At 65.5% G+C, this 18973-nt stretch carries 14 protein-coding genes; 5 read left to right on the top strand and 9 right to left on the bottom strand.

Going from position 1 to position 18973, the window contains the following annotated elements; all coding sequences use genetic code 11:
* Positions 1-114 precede the first annotated feature (114 nt).
* From ACZ1A1_RS21435 to ACZ1A1_RS21425, 3 genes are all read right to left on the bottom strand, one after another.
* The gene (locus tag ACZ1A1_RS21435; protein WP_463621491.1) at positions 115-2637 is read right to left on the bottom strand and encodes a methyl-accepting chemotaxis protein; all 2523 of its coding nucleotides are present in this window, start codon (positions 2635-2637) and stop codon (positions 115-117) included.
* A 240-nt stretch (positions 2638-2877) separates the two neighbouring features.
* Positions 2878-3012 (bottom strand): hypothetical protein, encoded by a 135-nt coding sequence (locus tag ACZ1A1_RS21430; protein ID WP_463621489.1) that lies wholly within the window; start codon positions 3010-3012, stop codon positions 2878-2880.
* Positions 3013-3170: 158 nt separating this feature from the next.
* The gene (locus tag ACZ1A1_RS21425; protein ID WP_463621487.1) at positions 3171-4352 is read right to left on the bottom strand and encodes a BaiN/RdsA family NAD(P)/FAD-dependent oxidoreductase; all 1182 of its coding nucleotides are present in this window, start codon (positions 4350-4352) and stop codon (positions 3171-3173) included.
* Positions 4353-4517: 165 nt separating this feature from the next.
* On the opposite strand from ACZ1A1_RS21425, the gene ACZ1A1_RS21420 reads away from it, so the two are divergent.
* From ACZ1A1_RS21420 to edd, 5 genes are all read left to right on the top strand, one after another.
* Complete coding sequence (locus ACZ1A1_RS21420) at positions 4518-5957, top strand: glutamine synthetase family protein (RefSeq protein WP_463621485.1); 1440 nt, start codon at positions 4518-4520, stop codon at positions 5955-5957.
* Between the two features lie 94 nt (positions 5958-6051).
* A complete protein-coding gene (locus ACZ1A1_RS21415) occupies positions 6052-7335 on the top strand; it encodes an NAD(P)/FAD-dependent oxidoreductase (RefSeq protein ID WP_463621484.1) in 1284 nt (427 codons plus the stop codon).
* A 95-nt stretch (positions 7336-7430) separates the two neighbouring features.
* On the top strand, positions 7431-8903 hold the full coding sequence (gene zwf / locus ACZ1A1_RS21410) for a glucose-6-phosphate dehydrogenase (protein WP_313194362.1): 1473 nt from the start codon (positions 7431-7433) through the stop codon (positions 8901-8903).
* Positions 8904-8912: 9 nt separating this feature from the next.
* Positions 8913-9611, top strand: coding sequence for a 6-phosphogluconolactonase (gene pgl, locus ACZ1A1_RS21405; protein ID WP_463621482.1), 699 nt, complete (start codon positions 8913-8915; stop codon positions 9609-9611).
* 125 nt (positions 9612-9736) lie between these two features.
* Positions 9737-11557, top strand: coding sequence for a phosphogluconate dehydratase (gene edd, locus ACZ1A1_RS21400; protein WP_463621480.1), 1821 nt, complete (start codon positions 9737-9739; stop codon positions 11555-11557).
* A 177-nt stretch (positions 11558-11734) separates the two neighbouring features.
* Here edd and ACZ1A1_RS21395 read toward each other — a convergent pair whose 3' ends face one another.
* From ACZ1A1_RS21395 to ACZ1A1_RS21370, 6 genes are all read right to left on the bottom strand, one after another.
* A complete protein-coding gene (locus ACZ1A1_RS21395) occupies positions 11735-12148 on the bottom strand; it encodes a hypothetical protein (RefSeq protein WP_463621479.1) in 414 nt (137 codons plus the stop codon).
* A 115-nt stretch (positions 12149-12263) separates the two neighbouring features.
* Positions 12264-13355, bottom strand: a complete 1092-nt coding sequence (locus ACZ1A1_RS21390) for an ABC transporter ATP-binding protein (RefSeq protein ID WP_463621477.1) — start codon at positions 13353-13355, stop codon at positions 12264-12266.
* 28 nt (positions 13356-13383) lie between these two features.
* The gene (gene bglA / locus ACZ1A1_RS21385) at positions 13384-15036 is read right to left on the bottom strand and encodes a beta-galactosidase BglA (protein WP_463621476.1); all 1653 of its coding nucleotides are present in this window, start codon (positions 15034-15036) and stop codon (positions 13384-13386) included.
* A gap of 23 nt (positions 15037-15059) precedes the next feature.
* The gene (locus ACZ1A1_RS21380) at positions 15060-16205 is read right to left on the bottom strand and encodes a carbohydrate ABC transporter permease (RefSeq protein WP_415215435.1); all 1146 of its coding nucleotides are present in this window, start codon (positions 16203-16205) and stop codon (positions 15060-15062) included.
* A 1-nt stretch (position 16206) separates the two neighbouring features.
* A complete protein-coding gene (locus tag ACZ1A1_RS21375) occupies positions 16207-17217 on the bottom strand; it encodes a carbohydrate ABC transporter permease (RefSeq protein WP_119257725.1) in 1011 nt (336 codons plus the stop codon).
* Positions 17218-17351: 134 nt separating this feature from the next.
* The gene (locus ACZ1A1_RS21370; protein ID WP_409530024.1) at positions 17352-18692 is read right to left on the bottom strand and encodes an ABC transporter substrate-binding protein; all 1341 of its coding nucleotides are present in this window, start codon (positions 18690-18692) and stop codon (positions 17352-17354) included.
* Positions 18693-18973 lie beyond the last annotated feature (281 nt).

Genomic DNA, 18973 nt, shown 5'->3' with positions numbered 1-18973 from the left:
ATTACATAATAAGGGGTGCTTCCTTTGCTTCCATGGCTTCGTGCGAGATGCGCATGTCCTTCAGCACAAAAGGCCCGGCGATGCCGGGCCTTCTTCATTCCATCGTAGTTCGGTTCACGCCGCGCGGTGCATCGCCTGCTCGTCCGCTTCCAGGCGGAACTGCTCGACCAGCATCATCAGCGTGTCGGCGTCGCCCGCCAGCTTGCGGCTAGCGGCGGTCGTCAGGTCGACCATCGAGGCGTTCTGCTGGGTCATCTGGTCCATCTGGTTGACGGAGCCGTTGACCTCCTGCAGCGCCGCCGCCTGGTCGCGGCTTGCCGTCGCCATCATGTCCACATGCTGGCTGACGGTGACGATCTGCTGGCTGATCGAGGCGAGCACGGAGCCGGTCTCCTGCACGAGATGCGCGCCGGCGCTGACCTCGCTCGTCGACTTCTCGATGAGGCCCTTGATCTCGCGGGCGGCGCTGGCCGAACGCTGGGCGAGCTCGCGCACCTCCTGCGCGACGACCGCAAAGCCCTTGCCCGCCTCGCCGGCGCGGGCGGCCTCGATGCCGGCATTGAGCGCCAGGAGGTTGGTCTGGAAGGCGATATCGTCGATCACCTCGATGATCTGCTCGATCTGGCGCGAGGCGCCTTCGATGCGGCCCATGGCGGCGATCGCGTTGCTGACGACCTCGGCGGAGCTGTCGGCGCTGCGCTTCGTCGTGCCGACGACGAGGTTCGCCTCATGAGCCCGCTCGGCGGAAGAGCGCACGGTGGCGGTGATCTGCTCCACGGCGGCCGCCGTCTCCTCCAGCGAGGAGGCCTGCGATTCGGTGCGCTTGGAGAGCGCATCGGCCGATTGCAGCATGTCCGAGCCGCTGCGCTGGATCGACAGCGCATTGGTGCGGATCTGGCCGAGCGTATCCTGAAGGCGGACCAGCGAGACGTTGAAGTCCTGGCGGAGCTGCTCGAGGCGGCCGTTGAAGGGCGTCTCGATTTGGCGCGACAGGTCGCCCTGCGCAAGACGGCCGAGGCCGGCGGCGAGGGCATTGACGGCGAAGTCGATCTCGCGGTCGAGCGACTGCTTTTCGGCGTCGTTGCGGGCGCGCTCGGCTTCCGCCGCGGCGCGCTGCTGCTCGCTCTCCTCCTCGATGCGGATCTTCGACAGGGCGTTCTCCTTGAAGACGCCGAGCGCGCGGGCCATGTCGCCGATCTCGTCGGCGCGGCCTTCGCCGGAAATGCCCGTGTCGAGGAAGCCGTCGGCAAGCCGGCGCATGGCGCCGGTGATCTGGCCGATCGGCCCCTTCAGCGTCAGCACCAGGGCGATGCCGGCGAGGATGGCGATGGCCGCGCCCGCGACAGTCGCGAGCACCGAGACCTGGTTGGCCTTCTCGCGCTCGGTGCCGGCGCTGGTCTTCTGCTCCTCGGCGAACTGGCTGAGGAGGTTCCAGATCGTGTCGATCGACTGGCCGGCGGCCTCGAAATCGGCGGCGCGCTCGGTGCTGATCTTCACGAGGGCGGCGCTGTCGGCCTCCATACGCTCCAGCATCGGCGACAGGCCCTCGTCGACCGTGTCGAAGAATTCCAAGCCGCTCGCGCTGCCGCGCAGGCCCTTCATGTCGATGCGCAGGATGGCGAGATGGCCGAGCAGCTTGACGCGGTTGGTGTCCGACGTCTGGCCGAGGAAGCGCGCGGCCCCGACCTTGATGTCGTCGATGGTGGAGACGAGCTTGCGCGTGGCGGCGAGGATCGCCTCCGACTTGATGATCGGCTCGTCTAGCTCGGTGAAGAGGCGGGTCGCCTCGCGCATCTTCTCGCCGGCCGCGCCCTGGAGCTGGATGGCGACCTGGCGGAAGCGGCTGACGCGCCGCGCGATGTCCGGAATGGTGACGGCCGCCGGATCGGAGGAGGACAGGAAGCCGCCGAGCTCGTCGATCGTGTTGCGGATGGTGATGGAAACGACCTTCTGGCTCTTCGGCAGGATCGTCGTGATCGAGCGCTCGGTCTTGGAAATGAGCGGGTAGCGTTCCTTGACGAGCTTGAGCTGTTCCTCGGGGGTTGCGCCCTTGCCGAAATCGGCGAGGAAATCGGCGAAGAACTTGCCAGCATTGGTCAGGCGCTCGGCCTCGCGCAGCATGCTCTTGGCGGCGTTCTCGTTCTGCCGCACGGAGCGCTGGAGCTTGGTGGCCTCGTCGAGGATCTTCACCTGCTCGGCGCCGAGGGTATTGAGGGTCTTGCCCATCGCATCGTGCAGGTCGTTTTCCTGCACGTAAAGCGCCCAGAGGCCGTCCATGCGGGCCTCGATGTCCTTCGTCTGGGCCTGCGCGTCGATAAGGCGCGACTTATCGGCGTCGGGCGCCAGCGCATCCATCGTCGCCTGCAGGACGGCGCCCTGCGCGTTCAACCGTTCGTGCACGGCGTCGCGGCTTTCCTCGGAGGTCTCGCGCAGGAACCGGTTCATGCCGGCATAGACGTCCTTGAAGCCGCTCAGCGACTGGAGGACGCTGTTGGAGATTTCCATGCGGCCCTGCAGCAGGCCGGACGCATAAAGGCCGGTGAAGCCGACCGCGCAGATGCTGAGAACGAATGGCAGGATGAAGACAAGAACCTTGGTCTGGATCTTGAAGCGGGCGAGAATCTTATCAATGAACATGGCGGAACATCCGTTGTCGGCGTGCTCCACCCCTGCCCTTTTCGGGCCTCCCCAGGATTCGGACGCCGGATTACCGACTTTCATGCGGCCGCAATGCCGCGCATCCGGGGGAGCAGTCATTGCCAGCCGCGCGGCAACCCTCGGGGCGACGCGGCATCCGGAACCCTATCCGGCGATATTCGGCGGCAAACTTTAAAATTCTCTCACTTTTTAAACCGATTTATGACAACCGGCAGAGCGTCAGAACGCCAGGATGGCGAGCAGCGCGACGAGGCTGGCGGCCAGGGCGCAATTGATGCCGATGGCGGCGAGCCGGCGACGGCTCTCCCCAGCGACGATGGCGAGGGCGCGGGCTTGGCGGTTTCTGGCGGGCATGCGGCGACACTCCGTTACGAGATACAGGCAATCCGGATCAACCGGCCAGCCGGCCCACATCATGTTGTCCCCGCTTCCCGCCCGTCAGGCTGGAAAGCCCGGAAACGCCGACCTTGGACAGCATCCGCCGCAAGGCCTTAAAGGATGGTAAATGCCCGTCAGGCCGCCTGTCCCGCGGCAAAGCCCGAGGCCCAGGCCCATTGGAAATTGTAGCCGCCGAGCCAGCCGGTCACGTCCACCGCCTCGCCGACGAAATGGAGCCCCGGCACCGCCTTCGCCGCCATGCTGCGCGAATCGAGCGCGGCGGTATCGACGCCGCCGAGGGTAACTTCCGCCGTGCGGTAGCCTTCCGAGGCCGGCGGGCGCAGGCGCCAGTCGCGAAGGCGCTGGACGAGCGCCTCGATACGCTTTCCCGACTGCTCGGCGAGCGGACCGTCGATGCCGAGCTCGGTGACGAGGAGCTGCGCCAGCTTCTTCGGCATGTGCTCGGCCAGCACGGTCTGCAGCGCCTGCCGGCCGTTCTGCCGCCGGGCGGCGGCGACGATCGCGGCGAAATCCACGTCGGGACGGATCGTCAGGGAAATCTCCTCGCCCTCCCGCCAGTAGGACGAGATCTGCAGGATGGCGGGGCCGCTGAGGCCGCGATGGGTGAAGAGCGCCGCCTCGCGGAACTCCGTGCGGCCGTGGCGGGCGACGACCTCCACCGACACGCCGGGCAGGCCCTCATGGGCGGCGAGCGTCGCCGGATCGAGCATCAGCGGGACGAGGCCGGCGCGCGTTTCGACCAGAGGCAGGCCGAACTGCTCGGCGATGCGGTAGGCAAAGCCGGTGGCGCCCATCTTGGGGATCGACTTGCCGCCCGTCGCGATCACCAGCGATCCGGCTTCCACGGTTCCGTTTTCAGTGACGACCCGGAAGGATGCACCGTCATGCTCGACGGCACCGATCGGCGTGGAAAGACGCAGGTCCGCGCCGACGGCCTTCATCTCCGCCAGCAGCATGGCGATGATGTCCTTCGCCGAATTGTCGCAGAAGAGCTGGCCGAGCGTCTTCTCGTGCCAGGGGATGCGGTGGCGCTCGACGAGGTCGAGGAAATCGCGCGGCGTATAGCGGGCGAGCGCCGACTTGCAGAAATGCGGATTGGCCGAGAGGAAATTCTTCGGCCCGGCATGGATATTGGTGAAGTTGCAGCGGCCGCCGCCGGAAATGCGGATCTTCTCGCCGGGCGCGCGGGCATGGTCGAGCACCAGCACGCGGCGGCCGCGCCGGCCCGCCTCGATGGCGCACATCATGCCCGCCGCGCCCGCTCCGATGATGACGACGTCCCGCCGTTCCGCCACGTGTCCGATCCCCGTTTCGCCTTCCTTTCGGCCATCGCGGGCGAAAGTCAACCGGCGAAAAGCGCGCAAATTCCTGAAAAATCGTCTTTTCTACCCCCCGGGGGGAGCTAGCCAAGGGTCAAACTCCGGCTATGATGGCGCATCGTCAACCAAACCCGGTGTCTCATGCCGTCCAAAAAGAAAGTCGTTACCCCCACCGTCGAAAAGGCCGCACGCTCCTCTAAAATCCCTCCCGCCATCAGCGTGCCGCGCGGGGTAAAGACCTGGAAGGACGCCGCAGACTGGCTTCGCGCCCGCGGCATCGAAGACATCGAATGCATCACGCCGGACCTTGCAGGGGTGCCGCGCGGCAAGATGATGCCGTCCTCCAAGTTCACCTCGAACACCTCGCTGGCGCTGCCGTCGGCGCTCTACCGCCACACGATCTCCGGCGACTATCCGGAGGAGACCGGCAATTTCCGCTACGAGCCGCGCGACAGCGACCTGAAGCTCGTGCCGGATCTTTCGACGCTTTCCGTCGTGCCGTGGGAGAGCGACCCGACCGCGCAGGTCATCTGCGACATCGTCGGCTCGACAGGTGAGAGCGTGCCCTATACGCCCCGCAACGTCCTGAAGAACGTCGTGAGCATGTATCGGGACCGCGGCTGGAAGCCGGTCGTGGCGCCGGAGATCGAGTTCTACCTCGTCGCCGTCAACGACGACCCGGACTATCCGCTGCATCCGCCGAAGGGCCGCTCCGGCCGCTCCATCCAGGGCGGCCAGGGCTATTCCATCGCCGGGATCAACGAGTTCGACGAACTGATCGACGACATCTACCACTTCTCGGAAAAGCAGGGCCTGGAGATCGATACCCTCATCCACGAGGAAGGCCCGGCGCAGATGGAAATCAACCTGCGCCACGGCGATCCCGTCGAGCTTGCCGACCAGGTGTTCATGTTCAAGCGCACGATCCGCGAGGCGGCGATGAAGCACGGCATCTACGCCACCTTCATGGCCAAGCCCATGCAGGGGCAGGCGGGCTCGGCCATGCACATCCACCAGTCCGTGGTGGAGATCGAGACCGGCCGGAACGTCTTCTCCAATCCGGACGGCTCGGCCTCGCAGGAGTTCTTCCACTTCATCGGCGGCATGCAGGCCTATGTGCCGAAGACGCTGGTCATGATGGCGCCCTATGTGAACTCCTACCGGCGCCTGACGCCCGACATGTCGGCGCCCGTCAACAATGCCTGGGGCTACGACAACCGCACGACGGCCTTCCGCGTGCCGGTATCGGACGCGGCGGCGCGGCGCATCGAGAACCGCCTGCCGGGCTCGGACGCCAACCCCTATCTCGCGCTCGCGGCCTCGCTCGGCTGCGGCCTGCTTGGCATCATGAACAAGCTCGAGCCGACCGCGCCGACGGAGGACACCGCCAACGAGGGCTCTATCGACCTGCCGCGCGGCCTGCTTGAGGCCGTGTCGCTGCTCGAATCCGATCCGGCTCTGGCCGAGGTGCTGAGCGCCGAGTTCATTGGCCTCTATGCCGGTGTCAAGCGGGGCGAGTTCGAGACCTTCATGCAGGTGATCAGCCCCTGGGAACGCGAGTTCCTGCTGCTCAACGTCTGAGCGGCCGGCGGTCCGGGCCGCTGCAAGAGATCCGATCCTGAGAGCGGCGGCGCCCCGGCGCGTCGCCGCACCCTCTCGAACACGAGTGTGCGCAATGCCCTGGCAAAGCCCGATTTCCCCCGGCATCTCCTGGTATGAGGCGAGTGTCGGAGACCGCCCCGAATATGCCCCCCTTGACGGCTCGGTGGAGACCGACGTCGCCATCGTCGGTGGCGGCTTCACCGGCCTGCAGGCCGCCTACAACCTCGCGCGGAAGGGCGTCCGCGTCACGCTCATCGAGGCGCACCGCTTCGGCGACGGCGCGTCCGGCCGCAACGGCGGCCAGCTCGGCACCGGCCAGCGCGCCGAGGCGGAGGAGCTGGAGGCCGAACTCGGCTACGAACGCGCAAAGGCCCTCTTCAACATGGCCGAGGACGCCAAGCGCCATATCCACGATTTCGCCGCCTCGCAGAACCTCGACATCGACTATGTGCCCGGCCAGCTCAATGTCAGCCACAAGGCAAGCTTCGAGAAGGATTTCCGCGATCACGTCGAAATCGCCGCGACGCGCTACGACTATCCGCACATGACCTACATGGACCGGGCGGAGACGGAGGAGCGCGTCGGCTCGAAGCGTTTCTTCTTCGGTATCCGCGACACCGGCACCGGCCATATCCATCCGATGAAGCTGCTGGTCGGCGTCGCCCGCGCCGCGCAGGCCGCCGGCGCCAGCCTGCACGAGAAGACCCCCGCGCTGAAGATCGAGCGAGCCGGCGGCAAGGCGGTGATCACCACCGCGAAGGGCACGATCCGCGCCGACAGGGCGCTGATCGCCTGCAACGCCTATATCGGCGACCTGGAGCCGAAGACGGCGGCGCATGTCATGCCGATCCGCTCCTTCATCGGCGCGACGGTGCCGCTCGACAGGTTCCCCTCGGTCATCCCCGGCGGCGAGGCCATCGCCGACACGCGGTTCGTCGTGCGCTATTTCCGCAAGACCCGCGACGGCCGGCTGCTCTTCGGCGGGCGCGAAGCCTATTCGGAAAACCTCGACGACATGACGCCGCCCATCCGCCGGCAGATCGAGGAGGTCTATCCGGAACTGAAGGGCATCGAGCTCACCCATGCCTGGGGCGGCTCCGTCGGCATCACCATGCCGCGCAAGCCCTATGTGCGCGAGGTCATGCCGGGCATCACCACCATCGGCGGCTATTCCGGCCATGGCGTCATGCTGTCGAACTATTGCGGCAAGCTCTATGCGGACGACGTGACGGGCGGCGGCAGCGACCTCGACCTGATGAAGGCCCTGAAGATTCCGGCCTTTCCGGGCGGTGCGCGCTTCCGTTCGCCGCTTCTGTTCCTCGCCATGACGTGGTACGCGCTGCGCGACAGGCTCTGATCGAATGGAAACACCGATTTTGTTGCGTTGCACGCTGGCGTTTTTAAATCGATTAGATTATAACACCCGCCAACAGAACGAGATCGAGATATCCGATGAGCAGCCAGATCATTCCCGTTGAACCCTTCGACTATGTCGTCTTCGGCGGAACCGGCGACCTTGCGGAACGCAAGCTCCTTCCGGCCCTTTACCACCGGCAGCTCGCCGGCCAGCTTTCGGACCCGACACGCATCATCGGCGCGTCGCGCACCGCCTTCACGGATGCGGAATACCGCAAGTTCGCCGTCGATGCGCTGAAGGAGCACCTGAAGGCCGGCGAATTCGACGACGAGCAGGTCAGGATCTTCTGCGACCGGCTGTTCTACGTCGCGGTCGACGCCAAGTCCGAGCTCGGCTGGGACAAGCTGAAGGCCCTGCTGGACGAGGGCAAGGATCGCGTGCGCGCCTTCTACCTCGCCGTGGCGCCCGCCATCTTCGGCGACATCTCCGAGAAGATCCGCGACCACAAGCTCATCACCAAGCAGACGCGCATCGTCGTCGAGAAGCCCATCGGCCGCGACCTTGCCTCCGCCAACGAGCTGAACAACACGATCGGCAAGGTCTTCCACGAAGATCAGATCTTCCGCATCGACCACTATCTCGGCAAGGAGACGGTGCAGAACCTGATGGCGCTGCGCTTTGCCAACGCGCTCTACGAGCCGCTGTGGAACTCCGCCCATATCGACCATGTGCAGATCACGGTGGCCGAATCGGTCGGCCTCGAAAGCCGCGCGGGCTACTACGACAAGGCGGGCGCGCTACGCGACATGGTGCAGAACCACATCCTCCAGCTTCTCTGCCTCGTGGCGATGGAAGTGCCTTCCTCCATGGACGCCGAGGCCGTGCGCGACGAGAAGCTCAAGGTGCTGCGCGCGCTGAAGCCCATCGACCAGTACAATGTCGAGCGCCTGACGGTGCGCGGCCAGTACCGCGCCGGCGCCTCCTCGGGCGGCCCGGTCAAGGGCTATCTCGAAGAGCTGGAAGGCGGCGTCTCCAACACGGAGACCTTCGTCGCCATCAAGGCCGAGATCGGCAACTGGCGCTGGGCGGGCGTGCCCTTCTACATCCGCACGGGCAAGCGTCTTGCCACGCGCATGTCCGAGATCGTCATCACTTTCAAGCCGATCCCGCATTCGATCTTCGATCCTTCGGCGGGCCGCATCGAGGCCAACCAGCTCATCATCCGCCTGCAGCCGGACGAGGGCGTCAAGCAGTCGCTGATGATCAAGGACCCCGGCCCGGGCGGCATGCGCCTGCGCAACGTCTCGCTCGACATGAGCTTCGCCGAGGCCTTCGACGCGCGCAATGCGGACGCCTACGAGCGCCTGCTGCTCGACGTCATCCGCAACAACCAGACGCTCTTCATGCGCCGCGACGAGGTGGAAGCCGCATGGCGCTGGGTCGACCCGATCCTGAAGGCCTGGGAAGCGACCGGCCAGCAGGCGCAGGGCTACACCGCCGGCACCTGGGGCCCGAGCCAGGCCATCGCCCTCATCGAGCGCGACGGCCGCACCTGGCACGAAACGTAAGGAAACCCGATGAGCGCGCAACTGCATGAATTCAAGGATGGCGCGGCATTGGCCGAGGGGCTGGCGGACCGGGTTTCCGCCGCGCTCGCGGACGGCATCGCCGCGCGCGGCCGCGCGACAATCGCGGTGTCGGGCGGCTCGACGCCCAAGGCCTTCTTCAAGGCGCTTTCCACCCGCGACATCGACTGGAGCAAGGTGACGGTCACGCTCGTCGACGAGCGCTTCGTGCCGGCGGACAATCCGCGCTCGAACCACCTGCTCGTCGCCGACAACCTGCTGCAGGGCAAGGCGAAGGCCGCAGGCTTCCTGCCGCTCTACCGGGATGCCGGCAGCGCGGAAGAGGCGGCGAAGATCGCTTCCGCCGATGCCGCAAGCCTCGGCCATCCCTTCGACGTCGCCATTCTCGGCATGGGAACGGACGGCCATACGGCCTCGTTCTTCCCGGGCGGCAGCAACCTTGCCGAGGCGATCTCATCCGAGACGCCGCGCGGCGTGATCACCATGGAAGCGGAGGGCGCGGGCGAAACCCGCCTCACCTTCACCTTTACCAGCCTTCAGGATGCCCGCCTTCTGGTGCTGCATATCGAGGGCCAGGGCAAGATGGACGTTCTTTCCGCCGCAAAGGGGGACGGACCGGAGGCCGATATGCCGATCCGCGCCATTCTCCGGCGCGCGGCGACGCCGCTCGATATCTACTGGGCGCCCTAGAGCACCCGGCCGGCTGAAGCCGAACATGACCGGCGTCGAGGGACGCCGTTGCCCCCGCGGATGGCGCAGCTTTCCCGCTCGCCTTGCCGTGCAAGAATGCAATCGAGAAAGTCAGGATAGATCCCATGTCCGCCGACAAACGCATCGAAGCCATCACCGCCCGCATCGTCGAACGTTCGAAGCCCCACCGCCTGCCCTATCTGGAGCGCGTGCAGGCCGCCGCCTCCAAGGGCGTGCACCGCGCCGTGCTCTCCTGCGGCAACCTCGCGCACGGCTTTGCGGTCTGTTCCCCCGCCGAGAAGGACGCACTCGCCGGCGAGCGCGTTCCAAACCTCGGCATCATCACCGCCTATAACGACATGCTCTCGGCCCACCAGCCCTTCGAGACCTATCCGGCGCTGATCCGCGAGGCCGCGCGGGAAGCGGGCGGCGTGGCGCAGGTCGCCGGCGGCGTGCCGGCCATGTGCGACGGCGTCACCCAGGGCCAGCCGGGCATGGAGCTCTCGCTCTTCTCGCGCGACCTCATCGCCATGGCGGCGGGCGTCGGCCTGTCGCACAACATGTTCGATTCGGTCGTCTATCTCGGCGTCTGCGACAAGATCGTGCCGGGCCTCACCATCGCGGCGCTGACCTTCGGCCACCTGCCGGCCGTCTTCATTCCCGCCGGCCCCATGACATCAGGCCTGCCGAACGACGAGAAGGCCCGCGTACGCCAGCTCTATGCCGAAGGCAAGGCCGGCCGCGCCGAGCTGCTGGAGGCCGAATCCAAGTCCTATCACGGCCCCGGCACCTGTACCTTCTACGGCACCGCCAATTCCAACCAGATGCTGATGGAGATCATGGGCTTCCATATGCCCGGCGCCTCCTTCATCAATCCCGGCACGCCGCTGCGCGACGCGCTGACCAAGGAAGCCGCCAAACGGGCGCTCGCCATCACCGCGCAGGGCAACGAGTTCACCCCGGCCGGCGAGATGATCGACGAGCGCTCCATCGTCAACGGCGTCGTCGGCCTGCACGCCACGGGTGGCTCGACCAACCACACGCTGCACCTCATCGCCATGGCACGCGCCGCCGGCATCCTCCTGACCTGGAAGGATATTTCCGACCTTTCCGACGTCGTGCCGCTGCTCGCCCGCGTCTATCCGAACGGGCTTGCCGACGTGAACCATTTCCATGCCGCCGGCGGCATGGGCTTCCTCATCCAGGAACTGCTGAAGACCGGCATGCTGCATGACGACGTGCGCACGGTCTACGGGCAGGGCCTCCAGGCCTATACGATCGATCCGAGGCTCGGCGAGAACGGCAGCGTGCACCGCGAGCCGGCGCCGAAGGTCAGCCACGATCCGAAGATCCTCGCCAGCATCGAGGCGCCCTTCCAGCCGACCGGCGGGCTGAAGATGCTGACGGGCAATATCGGCAAGGCGGTGATCAAAATCTCCGCCGTCAAGCCGGAGCGTCATGTCATCGAGGCGCCGGCCAAGGTCTTCCATGACCAGCAGGAGCTCAATGTCGCCTTCAAGAACGGCGAGCTGACGGGCGACTTCATCGCGGTGGTCCGCTTCCAGGGCCCGAAGGCCAATGGAATGCCCGAACTGCACAAGCTGACCACCGTGCTCGGCATCCTGCAGGACCGCGGCCAGCGCGTGGCGCTGCTCACCGACGGCCGCATGTCCGGCGCCTCCGGCAAGGTCCCGGCCGCCATTCACGTGACGCCCGAGGCGGTCGACAACGGCCCGATCGGCCGCATCCGCAGCGGCGACACGATCCGGCTGGACGCCTCCCATGGCACCATCGAGGTTCTGGTGGACCCCGCCGAATTCGCCGCCCGCCCGCAGGCGACGGCCGATCTTTCCGGCAACGAATTCGGCATGGGCCGCGAGCTTTTCGCGCCCTTCCGCGCAATCGCGGGGCCGGCCGATCATGGAGCGAGCGTGCTGTTCGCGTAGTCAGGCGGTCGGCCCCTCATCCGGCCTGCCGGCCACCTTCTCCCCGCAGGCGGGGAGAAGGGACATTGCCGTGCGGGTTTCCTTCAATTCATGGGAAAGCATCGCCACGGTTTCCTTCTCCCCGCTTGCGGGGAGAAGGTCGCGGCAGCGGGATGAGGGGCAGCGCCTCTCAAACCCTCAGCTATAGATATCCAGCGTCCGGCCCTGATGGTTCCGATGCGTCGAGTAGACGAAGATGCGCTGCAGGTCCTTGTCGGACAGGAGCCGCAGGAAGCGGGCCTCCACCACGTCGTTCGTATAGACGCGCTGCGTCAGGCATCCGATCATCGGGATGCGGGCACTGACGATGTCGAGGTAGAAATTGCGCGGCAGCTGGAACTTGGTCGTCATGGTGATGACGGCGCCGGTGCGTGAGAGCTTGGTGATGATGCCGCGGCGGGAGACGAGGTTGACGAGCCCGCCGCTCTCGGTGAACTCGATGCGGGCCTCGTTGCAGGTATCCTCCATCGGGAAGGATTTTTCCCGATCGTACATGAAGGACTCTTCCTTGTTCAGGTAGCTGCCCCGCTGCCCTTGCCCGTAGATGCTCATCCGCCTGCTGCCCCGGCACTTTCGATTTGCGGGGAAAGCTAGACCGGCAAGGCTTAATAACGGGTTGAGCGGCAAGGCGAAATCCTGCCGCCCGTCCCTGTCTCAGCGCCAGCGCTCAGACAGCGCGATAGCTGTTCCCGGCCGCGTCGAAGAGATGCAGCCGCGCCTTGTCGGCGGTGAAGCGGACCTTGTCGCCGCGCCTGACGGCGAGGATGCCGGGGATCTTTGCGATGATCGGCTCGCCCGGCACGAGGCCCTCGATATAGAGCAGCGTCACCTCGCCGAGCGCCTCGACGATGGAGACCGTGCCTTCGAAGAGGAAGTCCTCGCCGGTGGTGATCTGCAGGTCTTCCGGCCGCACGCCGAAGCTCGCAGTCTTGCCGACTTCGGAGGCCGCCGTCGGGATATCGACGCTGGAGGTGCGCCCGCCGGTCAGTTCCAGCACGGTCGTCCCGCCGGCGGCGGTGATCTTGGCCGGAATGATGTTCATGGCGGGCGAGCCGATGAAGCGGGCGACGAAGAGGTTCGCCGGGCGCTCGTAGAGTTCGAGCGGCGGGCCGACCTGCTCTATATGGCCGGCCGAGAGCACGACGATGCGGTCGGCGAGCGTCATCGCCTCCACCTGGTCGTGCGTGACGTAGATCATCGTCGTGTCGGCCATCTGCTCGTTGAGCTTGGCGATCTCGATGCGGGTGGCGACGCGCAACGCCGCGTCGAGGTTCGACAGCGGCTCGTCGAAGAGGAAGACCTTCGGGTCGCGGCAGATGGCGCGGCCGATGGCGACGCGCTGGCGCTGGCCGCCCGAAAGCGCCTTGGGCAGGCGGTCGAGATATTGGGTGAGCTGGAGGATATCGGCGGCCGAGCGCACGCGGCGGTCGATCTCCTCCTTGCTCTCGCCGGCAATCCGCATGCCGAAGGCCATGTTGTCGTAGACGGTCATGTGCGGATAGAGCGCGTAGGACTGGAAGACCATGGCGATGCCGCGCTTGGAGGGCGGCACGTCGTTGACCCGCTCGCCGTCGATGGTCATGTCGCCGCCGGTGATCTCTTCGAGGCCCGCGATCATGCGCAGGAGGGTCGACTTGCCGCAGCCGGACGGGCCGACGAAGACGATGAACTCGCCCTGCTTGATATCGAGATCGATGCCGTGGATCACGTCCACCGCGCCGTAGGACTTGCGGATATCCTTGAGCACCAGCCCTGTCATGTCTCTCTCCCCTTGTGTTTCTGACCGACTATGCGAAGCGGGCGAAGAACCCGCTCCAGGCCGGAAGTTCTATATTTTCCTCATGCATCAGGCTAGCGAAGCCATGGCCTTCCAGCACCTCCAGCGTGCCGGGCGGCAGGTCGGCAAGGCGCGGCACCGGGCTCATGTTGAAGGCGCAGAAGACCTTCTCGTTGCCGTGGCTGCGCACGAAGGAGAGGATCGCCCCTTCGGCTGAGAGGAATTCGATGTCGCCCTTGACCAGCGCCACATGCTCCTTGCGGAAGGCGAGGAAGCGGCGGTAGTGCGACAGGACCGACGCCCCGTCGCCCTCCTGCACGTCGACCGCGCGCTCGAGATGGGCGGCCGAGACCGGCAGCCAGGGCCTGCCTTGGCTGAAGCCGCCGGACTGCTCGCCGGCACTCCAGACCATCGGCGTGCGGCAGCCGTCGCGGCCCTTGAAATCCGGCCAGAACTGGATGCCATAGGGGTCCTGAAGGTCCTCGTAGGCAAGCTCGGCCTCCGGCAAAGCCAGTTCCTCGCCCTGGTAGATGCAGACGGAACCGCGCAGCGACATCAGCAGGCTCGCGAGCAGCTTGGCATGCGCCTCGTGATCCGTCACGCCGAAGCCCCAGCGGCTGACATGCCGCATCACGTCATGGTTGGAGAAGGCCCAGCACACCCAGCCTTCCGGCGCCGCCTTTTCCAGCGCATATTGCGTCTCGGCGACGAAGGCCGGCGTCAACGGATCGGGCGCCAGGAACTCGAAGGCGTAGCACATGTGCATCTTGTCGCCGCCGGAGGTGTATTCGCCGGCGATCTCGAGGCCGCGCTGGCTGTCGCCCACCTCGCCGACCGCCGCGATGGCCGGGAATTCCTCCATGAGTGCGCGGAAGCGCTTCAGGAATTCGAGATTCTCCGGCTGGTTCTTGTCGTAGAGATGTTCCTGGTAGTTGTAGGGGTTCACGGCGGGCGCCGTCTGCGCGTTGCGGCGCTCGGGTGGGAGCGATGGGTTGTCGCGCAGTTCCTTGTCGTGGAAGTAGAAGTTGATCGTGTCGAGGCGGAAGCCGTCGACGCCGCGCTCCAGCCAGAAGCGGGCGACGGAGAGCAGCGCATCCTGGACCTCCGGATTGTGCAGGTTCAGGTCCGGCTGCGAGGTCAGGAAGTTGTGCATGTAATATTGCAGGCGGGTCGGGTCCCACTGCCAGGCGGAGCCGCCGAAGATCGACAGCCAGTTGTTCGGCGGCGTGCCGTCGGGCTTCGAATCGGCCCAGACGTACCAGTCCGCTTTCGGATTGGTCCGGCGCGAGCGGCTTTCGACGAACCAGGGATGCCTGTCGGAGGTGTGTGACAATACGAGGTCGATCATGACGCGGATGTCGAGGCGATGGGCCTCGGCGATCAGCGCGTCGAAATCGGCAAGTTCCCCGAAGATCGGGTCGACATCGAGATAATCCGAGACGTCGTAGCCGAAATCCTTCATCGGCGAGGTGAAGAACGGCGAAATCCAGATCGCGTCCACGCCGAGGGACGCGACATGGGCGAGGCGCTCGGCGATACCCTTGAGGTCGCCGATCCCGTCGCCATTGGTGTCCTGGAAGGAGCGCGGATAGATCTGGTAGATCACCGCGCCGCGCCACCAGTCCTTGTCCGGCGTGAGAAGGGTGGAATCCGACGTCGTCATTCTGCTTGTCCCATGGATATGCGTCAGCCGCCCTTGACCGAGCCCGCCAGCAGGCCGCGCACGAGATAGCGCTGCAGGCTGAAGAAGACGATGAGGGGGACGACGATGGTGATGAAGGCGGAGGCCGTGAGGATTTCCCAGTTGCCGCCACGCGAGCCGAGGAGGTTCACGAGGCGCCCGGTCAGCACCAGCTCGTCATTGCCCGTGCCGAGGAAGACCATGGCGACGAGCAGGTCGTTCCATGTCCACAGGAACTGGAAGATGGCGAAGGAGGCGAGCGCCGGGAAGGAGAGCGGCAGGATGATCTTCACGAAGATATCGAAATCGGACGCGCCGTCGACGCGGGCCGATTCCATGATCTCGCGCGGCAGGCCCGCCATGTAGTTGCGCAGGAGGTAGATGGCAAGCGGCAGGCCGAAGCCCATATGGGCGAGCCAGATGCCGACATAGGTCTTGGCCGGCACGCCGAAGAAGGCGCCGACGCCGTTATAGAGCCGGAGCAGCGGGATCAGCGACATCTGCAGGGGCACGACGAGCAGGCCGACGACGACGGCGATGAGGATCGCCCGGCCGGGAAACGGCATCCAGGCCAGCGCATAGGCGCAGAAGGCGGCGACGAGGATCGGGATGATGGTCGAGGGGATCGCCACCGTCAGCGAATTGATGAAGGACGAGCCGATACCGGCGGCGCTCAGCACCTCGCGATAGTTGTCGAGCGTGAAGCGCGGCGGGACGGAGGCGGTGTAGAAGATGCGCTGGCCGCGCGTGCCTTCCATCTTCGCCGGCGAGACGATTTCGTAGCTGCCGTCCTCGTTGACGGTCAGCGTCTGGCCGTCGCCGATATCGGCGGCCGTGCCCGGCTCGAAGGCGGCGGGCTGCATGGGACGGACACCGAAGGCCGAGACCTTCGCCGAGCCGCCCTCCGTCAGGTTGCCGGAGATGACGAACTTGCCGTCACGCTCGACCTGGGCATCCGGCGCGGCAGCGCGGCCGGTAAGGTTCTGCGAGGAGGTGGAGAGTGCCGTCCACCAGCCGGAGACGGCGAGCTGGTCCTTGTCGCGCAGCGAGGAGATCAGGAGGCCCGCGGTCGGCAGCGTCCAGAGCGCAACGAGCAGCAGGACCGAAAGGTGGACGAGGATGATGAGCGGCGAACGGGACGATGCGATCATCTCAATGGCCTTCCATTTCCCTGGTGGCGTTGCGGATGTTCCAGATCATGATCGGAACGACGAGGATCATGATGACGACGGCGATGGCCGCGCCGCGCCCGAAATCGCCGCCGCCGCGGAACATCCAGTCGAACATCAGGTTGGCCAGGACCTGCGTCTGCCACTGGCCGTTGGTCATGGCGAGCACGATGTCGAAGACCTTGAGGACGAGGATGGTGATCGTCGTCCAGACGACGGCGATCGTGCCCCAGATCTGCGGCACCATGATCTTGAAGAATATCTGGAAGCCGTTCGCCCCGTCGATGACGGCGGCCTCGATGGTCTCTTCCGGAATGCCGCGCAGCGCGGCCGAGAGGATGACCATGGCAAAGCCGGTCTGGATCCAGATCAGGATCACCATCAGGAAGAAGTTGTTCCAGAAGGGAATGGTCATCCACGCCTCGGGCGTGCCGCCGAGGGCGACGACGACGGCATTGAGGATGCCGATCTGCTCGGAGCCCTCCGAGCGGTAGTCGTAGACGAACTTCCAGATGACGGCGGCGCCGACGAAGGAGATCGCCATCGGCATGAAGATCAGGGTCTTGGCGATATTGCCCCACCAGATGCGGTCGGTGAGCGCGGCGATGACGAGGCCGAAGAAGGTGGCGAGCGCCGGCACCACCAGCAGCCAGAGGAAATTGTTGAAGATCGACTGGCGGAACTCCCCGTCATTGATCATCCAGGCGAAGTTGCTGAAGCCGATGAAGCGGGTGCCGGAACGGTCGTGGAAGGAGAGCCGCACCGATTCGAAGACCGGATAGACGAGATAGATGGCGAGCGCGAAAAGCGCCGGCGCCATGAACAGCCACGGCCGGATGGCGTTGGTGATCCTGAGGTTGCGGGAGGCCTCGGCCCCCGTCCGCCCCTTGGAGGGGAAGATCCTGTCGAGAAGCCAGTTGGTCCCGAAGAAATAGGCGGCGCAGGCGAGCACGCCCCCCACCATCGTGAAGACGGCGAATAACAATTGCGACATGGCAGTTCCTCCCCAGGAATGCTCCCCTCAAGAACCCTCGAAGGCGCATTGATCGTCCACGCGGCCTTGCCGCATGTCCGGTGCACTTCGCATGCGTGGGAAACCGGCCGGCGGATGCCGGCCGGTTCGCCGGATTACTTGATGGCGTCCCAGGCCTTCTGGATATCGGCCGCGACGTCGTTGGCCGACTTGCCGCCGACGAAGTCGACCATGCCGGTCCAGAACGCGCCCGCGCCGATCTTGCCCGGCATCAGGTCGGAACCGTCGAAGCGGAAGGTCGTCGAATCGAGCAGGATCTCGCCCTGCTTCTTCATCGGGGCATTGGCATAGGCTTCCTTGTTGGCGCTCTTGAAGGGCGTCAGGAAGCTCGACTGCGCCATCCAGACCTCATGGGCGATCGGCGTCTTGAGGAACTCGATGAAGGCGCGCGAGGCGGGCGTGTCCTTGGTGATCATGGCGAGCGTGCCGGCACCGAGGACCGGATTGCCGAGTTCCGGCTTGCTGGCATAGGGCGGCATGTAGAAGAAGTCCGCGTCCTGGCCGACCACCGTGCCCTCCGGGAAGAAGGACGGGATGAACGATGCCTGGTGGTGCAGGTAGCACTTCGGCGGCGAGGCGAAGAGGCCCTTCGGGCTGTCGCGGAAGTCGGTGGAGGCGACCGCCGCCGCGCCGCCATCGACGAACTTGTCGTTCTTGGCGAACCAGCCGAATTCATCGAGCGCGCCGACCACGGCGGCATCGGTGAAGGGAATGCCGTTCGTCACCCACTTGTCGTAGGTTTCCGGCGATGCCGTGCGCAGCATCAGGTCCTCGACCCAGTCGGTCGCCGGCCAGCCGGTGGCGCCGCCCGAACCGAGGCCGATGCACCAGGGCGTACCGCCGTCGGCGACGATTTTTTCCGTCAGCGCCTTGAGGTCTTCCATGGTCTTCGGCACTTCGTAGCCGGCGTCCTCGAAGTTCTCCGGCACGTACCAGACCAGCGACTTCACGTCGATCTTGTAGGGGAAGGCGAAGAGCGCGGCGTTGCCGTCCTTGTCCTTGTAGGTCGACAGGTCAACCCAGGACTGGCCGGCGGCATAGTTGTCGAGCAGCCACTGCTTCGTCTCGTCGCCGAGCGGCGTCAGGTAACCCTTGGAGGCGAGGTCGGCGATCAGGCCCGGCTGCGGCAGGATGGCGACGTCGGGCGGGCTGCCGGCCTGCGTGTCGATGACGATCTGCTGCTCGTAGTTCTCGGAGGAGGAGTATTTCAGGTCGACGCCCGTCGCCTCGACGAAATAGGCATAGACATTCTTGAAGAGCGCTTCGTCCTCGCCGCGCCAGGGGCCGAAGATGGTAAGCGTCTGGCCCTTGAGGTCGTGGCCCTTCTTGAAGTCCTCCAGGCTCTGCCAGTTGAACCGGGAATCCTCGCCCGGCTTGAACTTCAGATCAGCCGAAACGGCACCGCCCGCCATAAAAAGCGCGAGGGCAGCGGTCATCAACAATGTCTTTTTCACCTGATTTGCCTCCCATAGCAAACCCGCCCTCTCCTCGGGCAGGCATTCCCTAAAACACCCCAAAATTCAAAGCGCTTTGGATTTGCTTTCATCCCACTTCCCCCGCGCCCTCGTCAAGTACCCCTTCTCCATTTGAGCGAAAGGCCCGAACCTGACGCAATGCAGCGTAGTTTTGCGGCGCAAAAAGGCCAAATCCGCTTTCACTCGCGGATTTGCTGATGTTAGATGCCACGGCGCCTTGGGGACAATTCGGAGATATGCGC

Source organism: Shinella sp. R2-11, from assembly GCF_055330205.1.
This window is presented reverse-complemented; position numbering and strand designations above follow the sequence as displayed.

What these genes read in the sequence shown, in the direction of transcription:
- ACZ1A1_RS21370 (WP_409530024.1), bottom strand. Translation starts at nt 18,692, where the DNA reads ATGACCGCTGCCCTCGCGCTTTTTATGGCGGGCGGTGCCGTTTCGGCT.
- ACZ1A1_RS21375 (WP_119257725.1), bottom strand. Translation starts at nt 17,217, where the DNA reads ATGTCGCAATTGTTATTCGCCGTCTTCACGATGGTGGGGGGCGTGCTC.
- ACZ1A1_RS21435 (WP_463621491.1), bottom strand. Translation starts at nt 2,637, where the DNA reads ATGTTCATTGATAAGATTCTCGCCCGCTTCAAGATCCAGACCAAGGTT.
- pgl (WP_463621482.1), top strand. Translation starts at nt 8,913, where the DNA reads ATGAGCGCGCAACTGCATGAATTCAAGGATGGCGCGGCATTGGCCGAG.
- ACZ1A1_RS21430 (WP_463621489.1), bottom strand. Translation starts at nt 3,012, where the DNA reads ATGCCCGCCAGAAACCGCCAAGCCCGCGCCCTCGCCATCGTCGCTGGG.
- ACZ1A1_RS21420 (WP_463621485.1), top strand. Translation starts at nt 4,518, where the DNA reads ATGCCGTCCAAAAAGAAAGTCGTTACCCCCACCGTCGAAAAGGCCGCA.
- ACZ1A1_RS21380 (WP_415215435.1), bottom strand. Translation starts at nt 16,205, where the DNA reads ATGATCGCATCGTCCCGTTCGCCGCTCATCATCCTCGTCCACCTTTCG.
- ACZ1A1_RS21395 (WP_463621479.1), bottom strand. Translation starts at nt 12,148, where the DNA reads ATGAGCATCTACGGGCAAGGGCAGCGGGGCAGCTACCTGAACAAGGAA.
- edd (WP_463621480.1), top strand. Translation starts at nt 9,737, where the DNA reads ATGTCCGCCGACAAACGCATCGAAGCCATCACCGCCCGCATCGTCGAA.
- ACZ1A1_RS21415 (WP_463621484.1), top strand. Translation starts at nt 6,052, where the DNA reads ATGCCCTGGCAAAGCCCGATTTCCCCCGGCATCTCCTGGTATGAGGCG.
- ACZ1A1_RS21390 (WP_463621477.1), bottom strand. Translation starts at nt 13,355, where the DNA reads ATGACAGGGCTGGTGCTCAAGGATATCCGCAAGTCCTACGGCGCGGTG.
- bglA (WP_463621476.1), bottom strand. Translation starts at nt 15,036, where the DNA reads ATGACGACGTCGGATTCCACCCTTCTCACGCCGGACAAGGACTGGTGG.
- zwf (WP_313194362.1), top strand. Translation starts at nt 7,431, where the DNA reads ATGAGCAGCCAGATCATTCCCGTTGAACCCTTCGACTATGTCGTCTTC.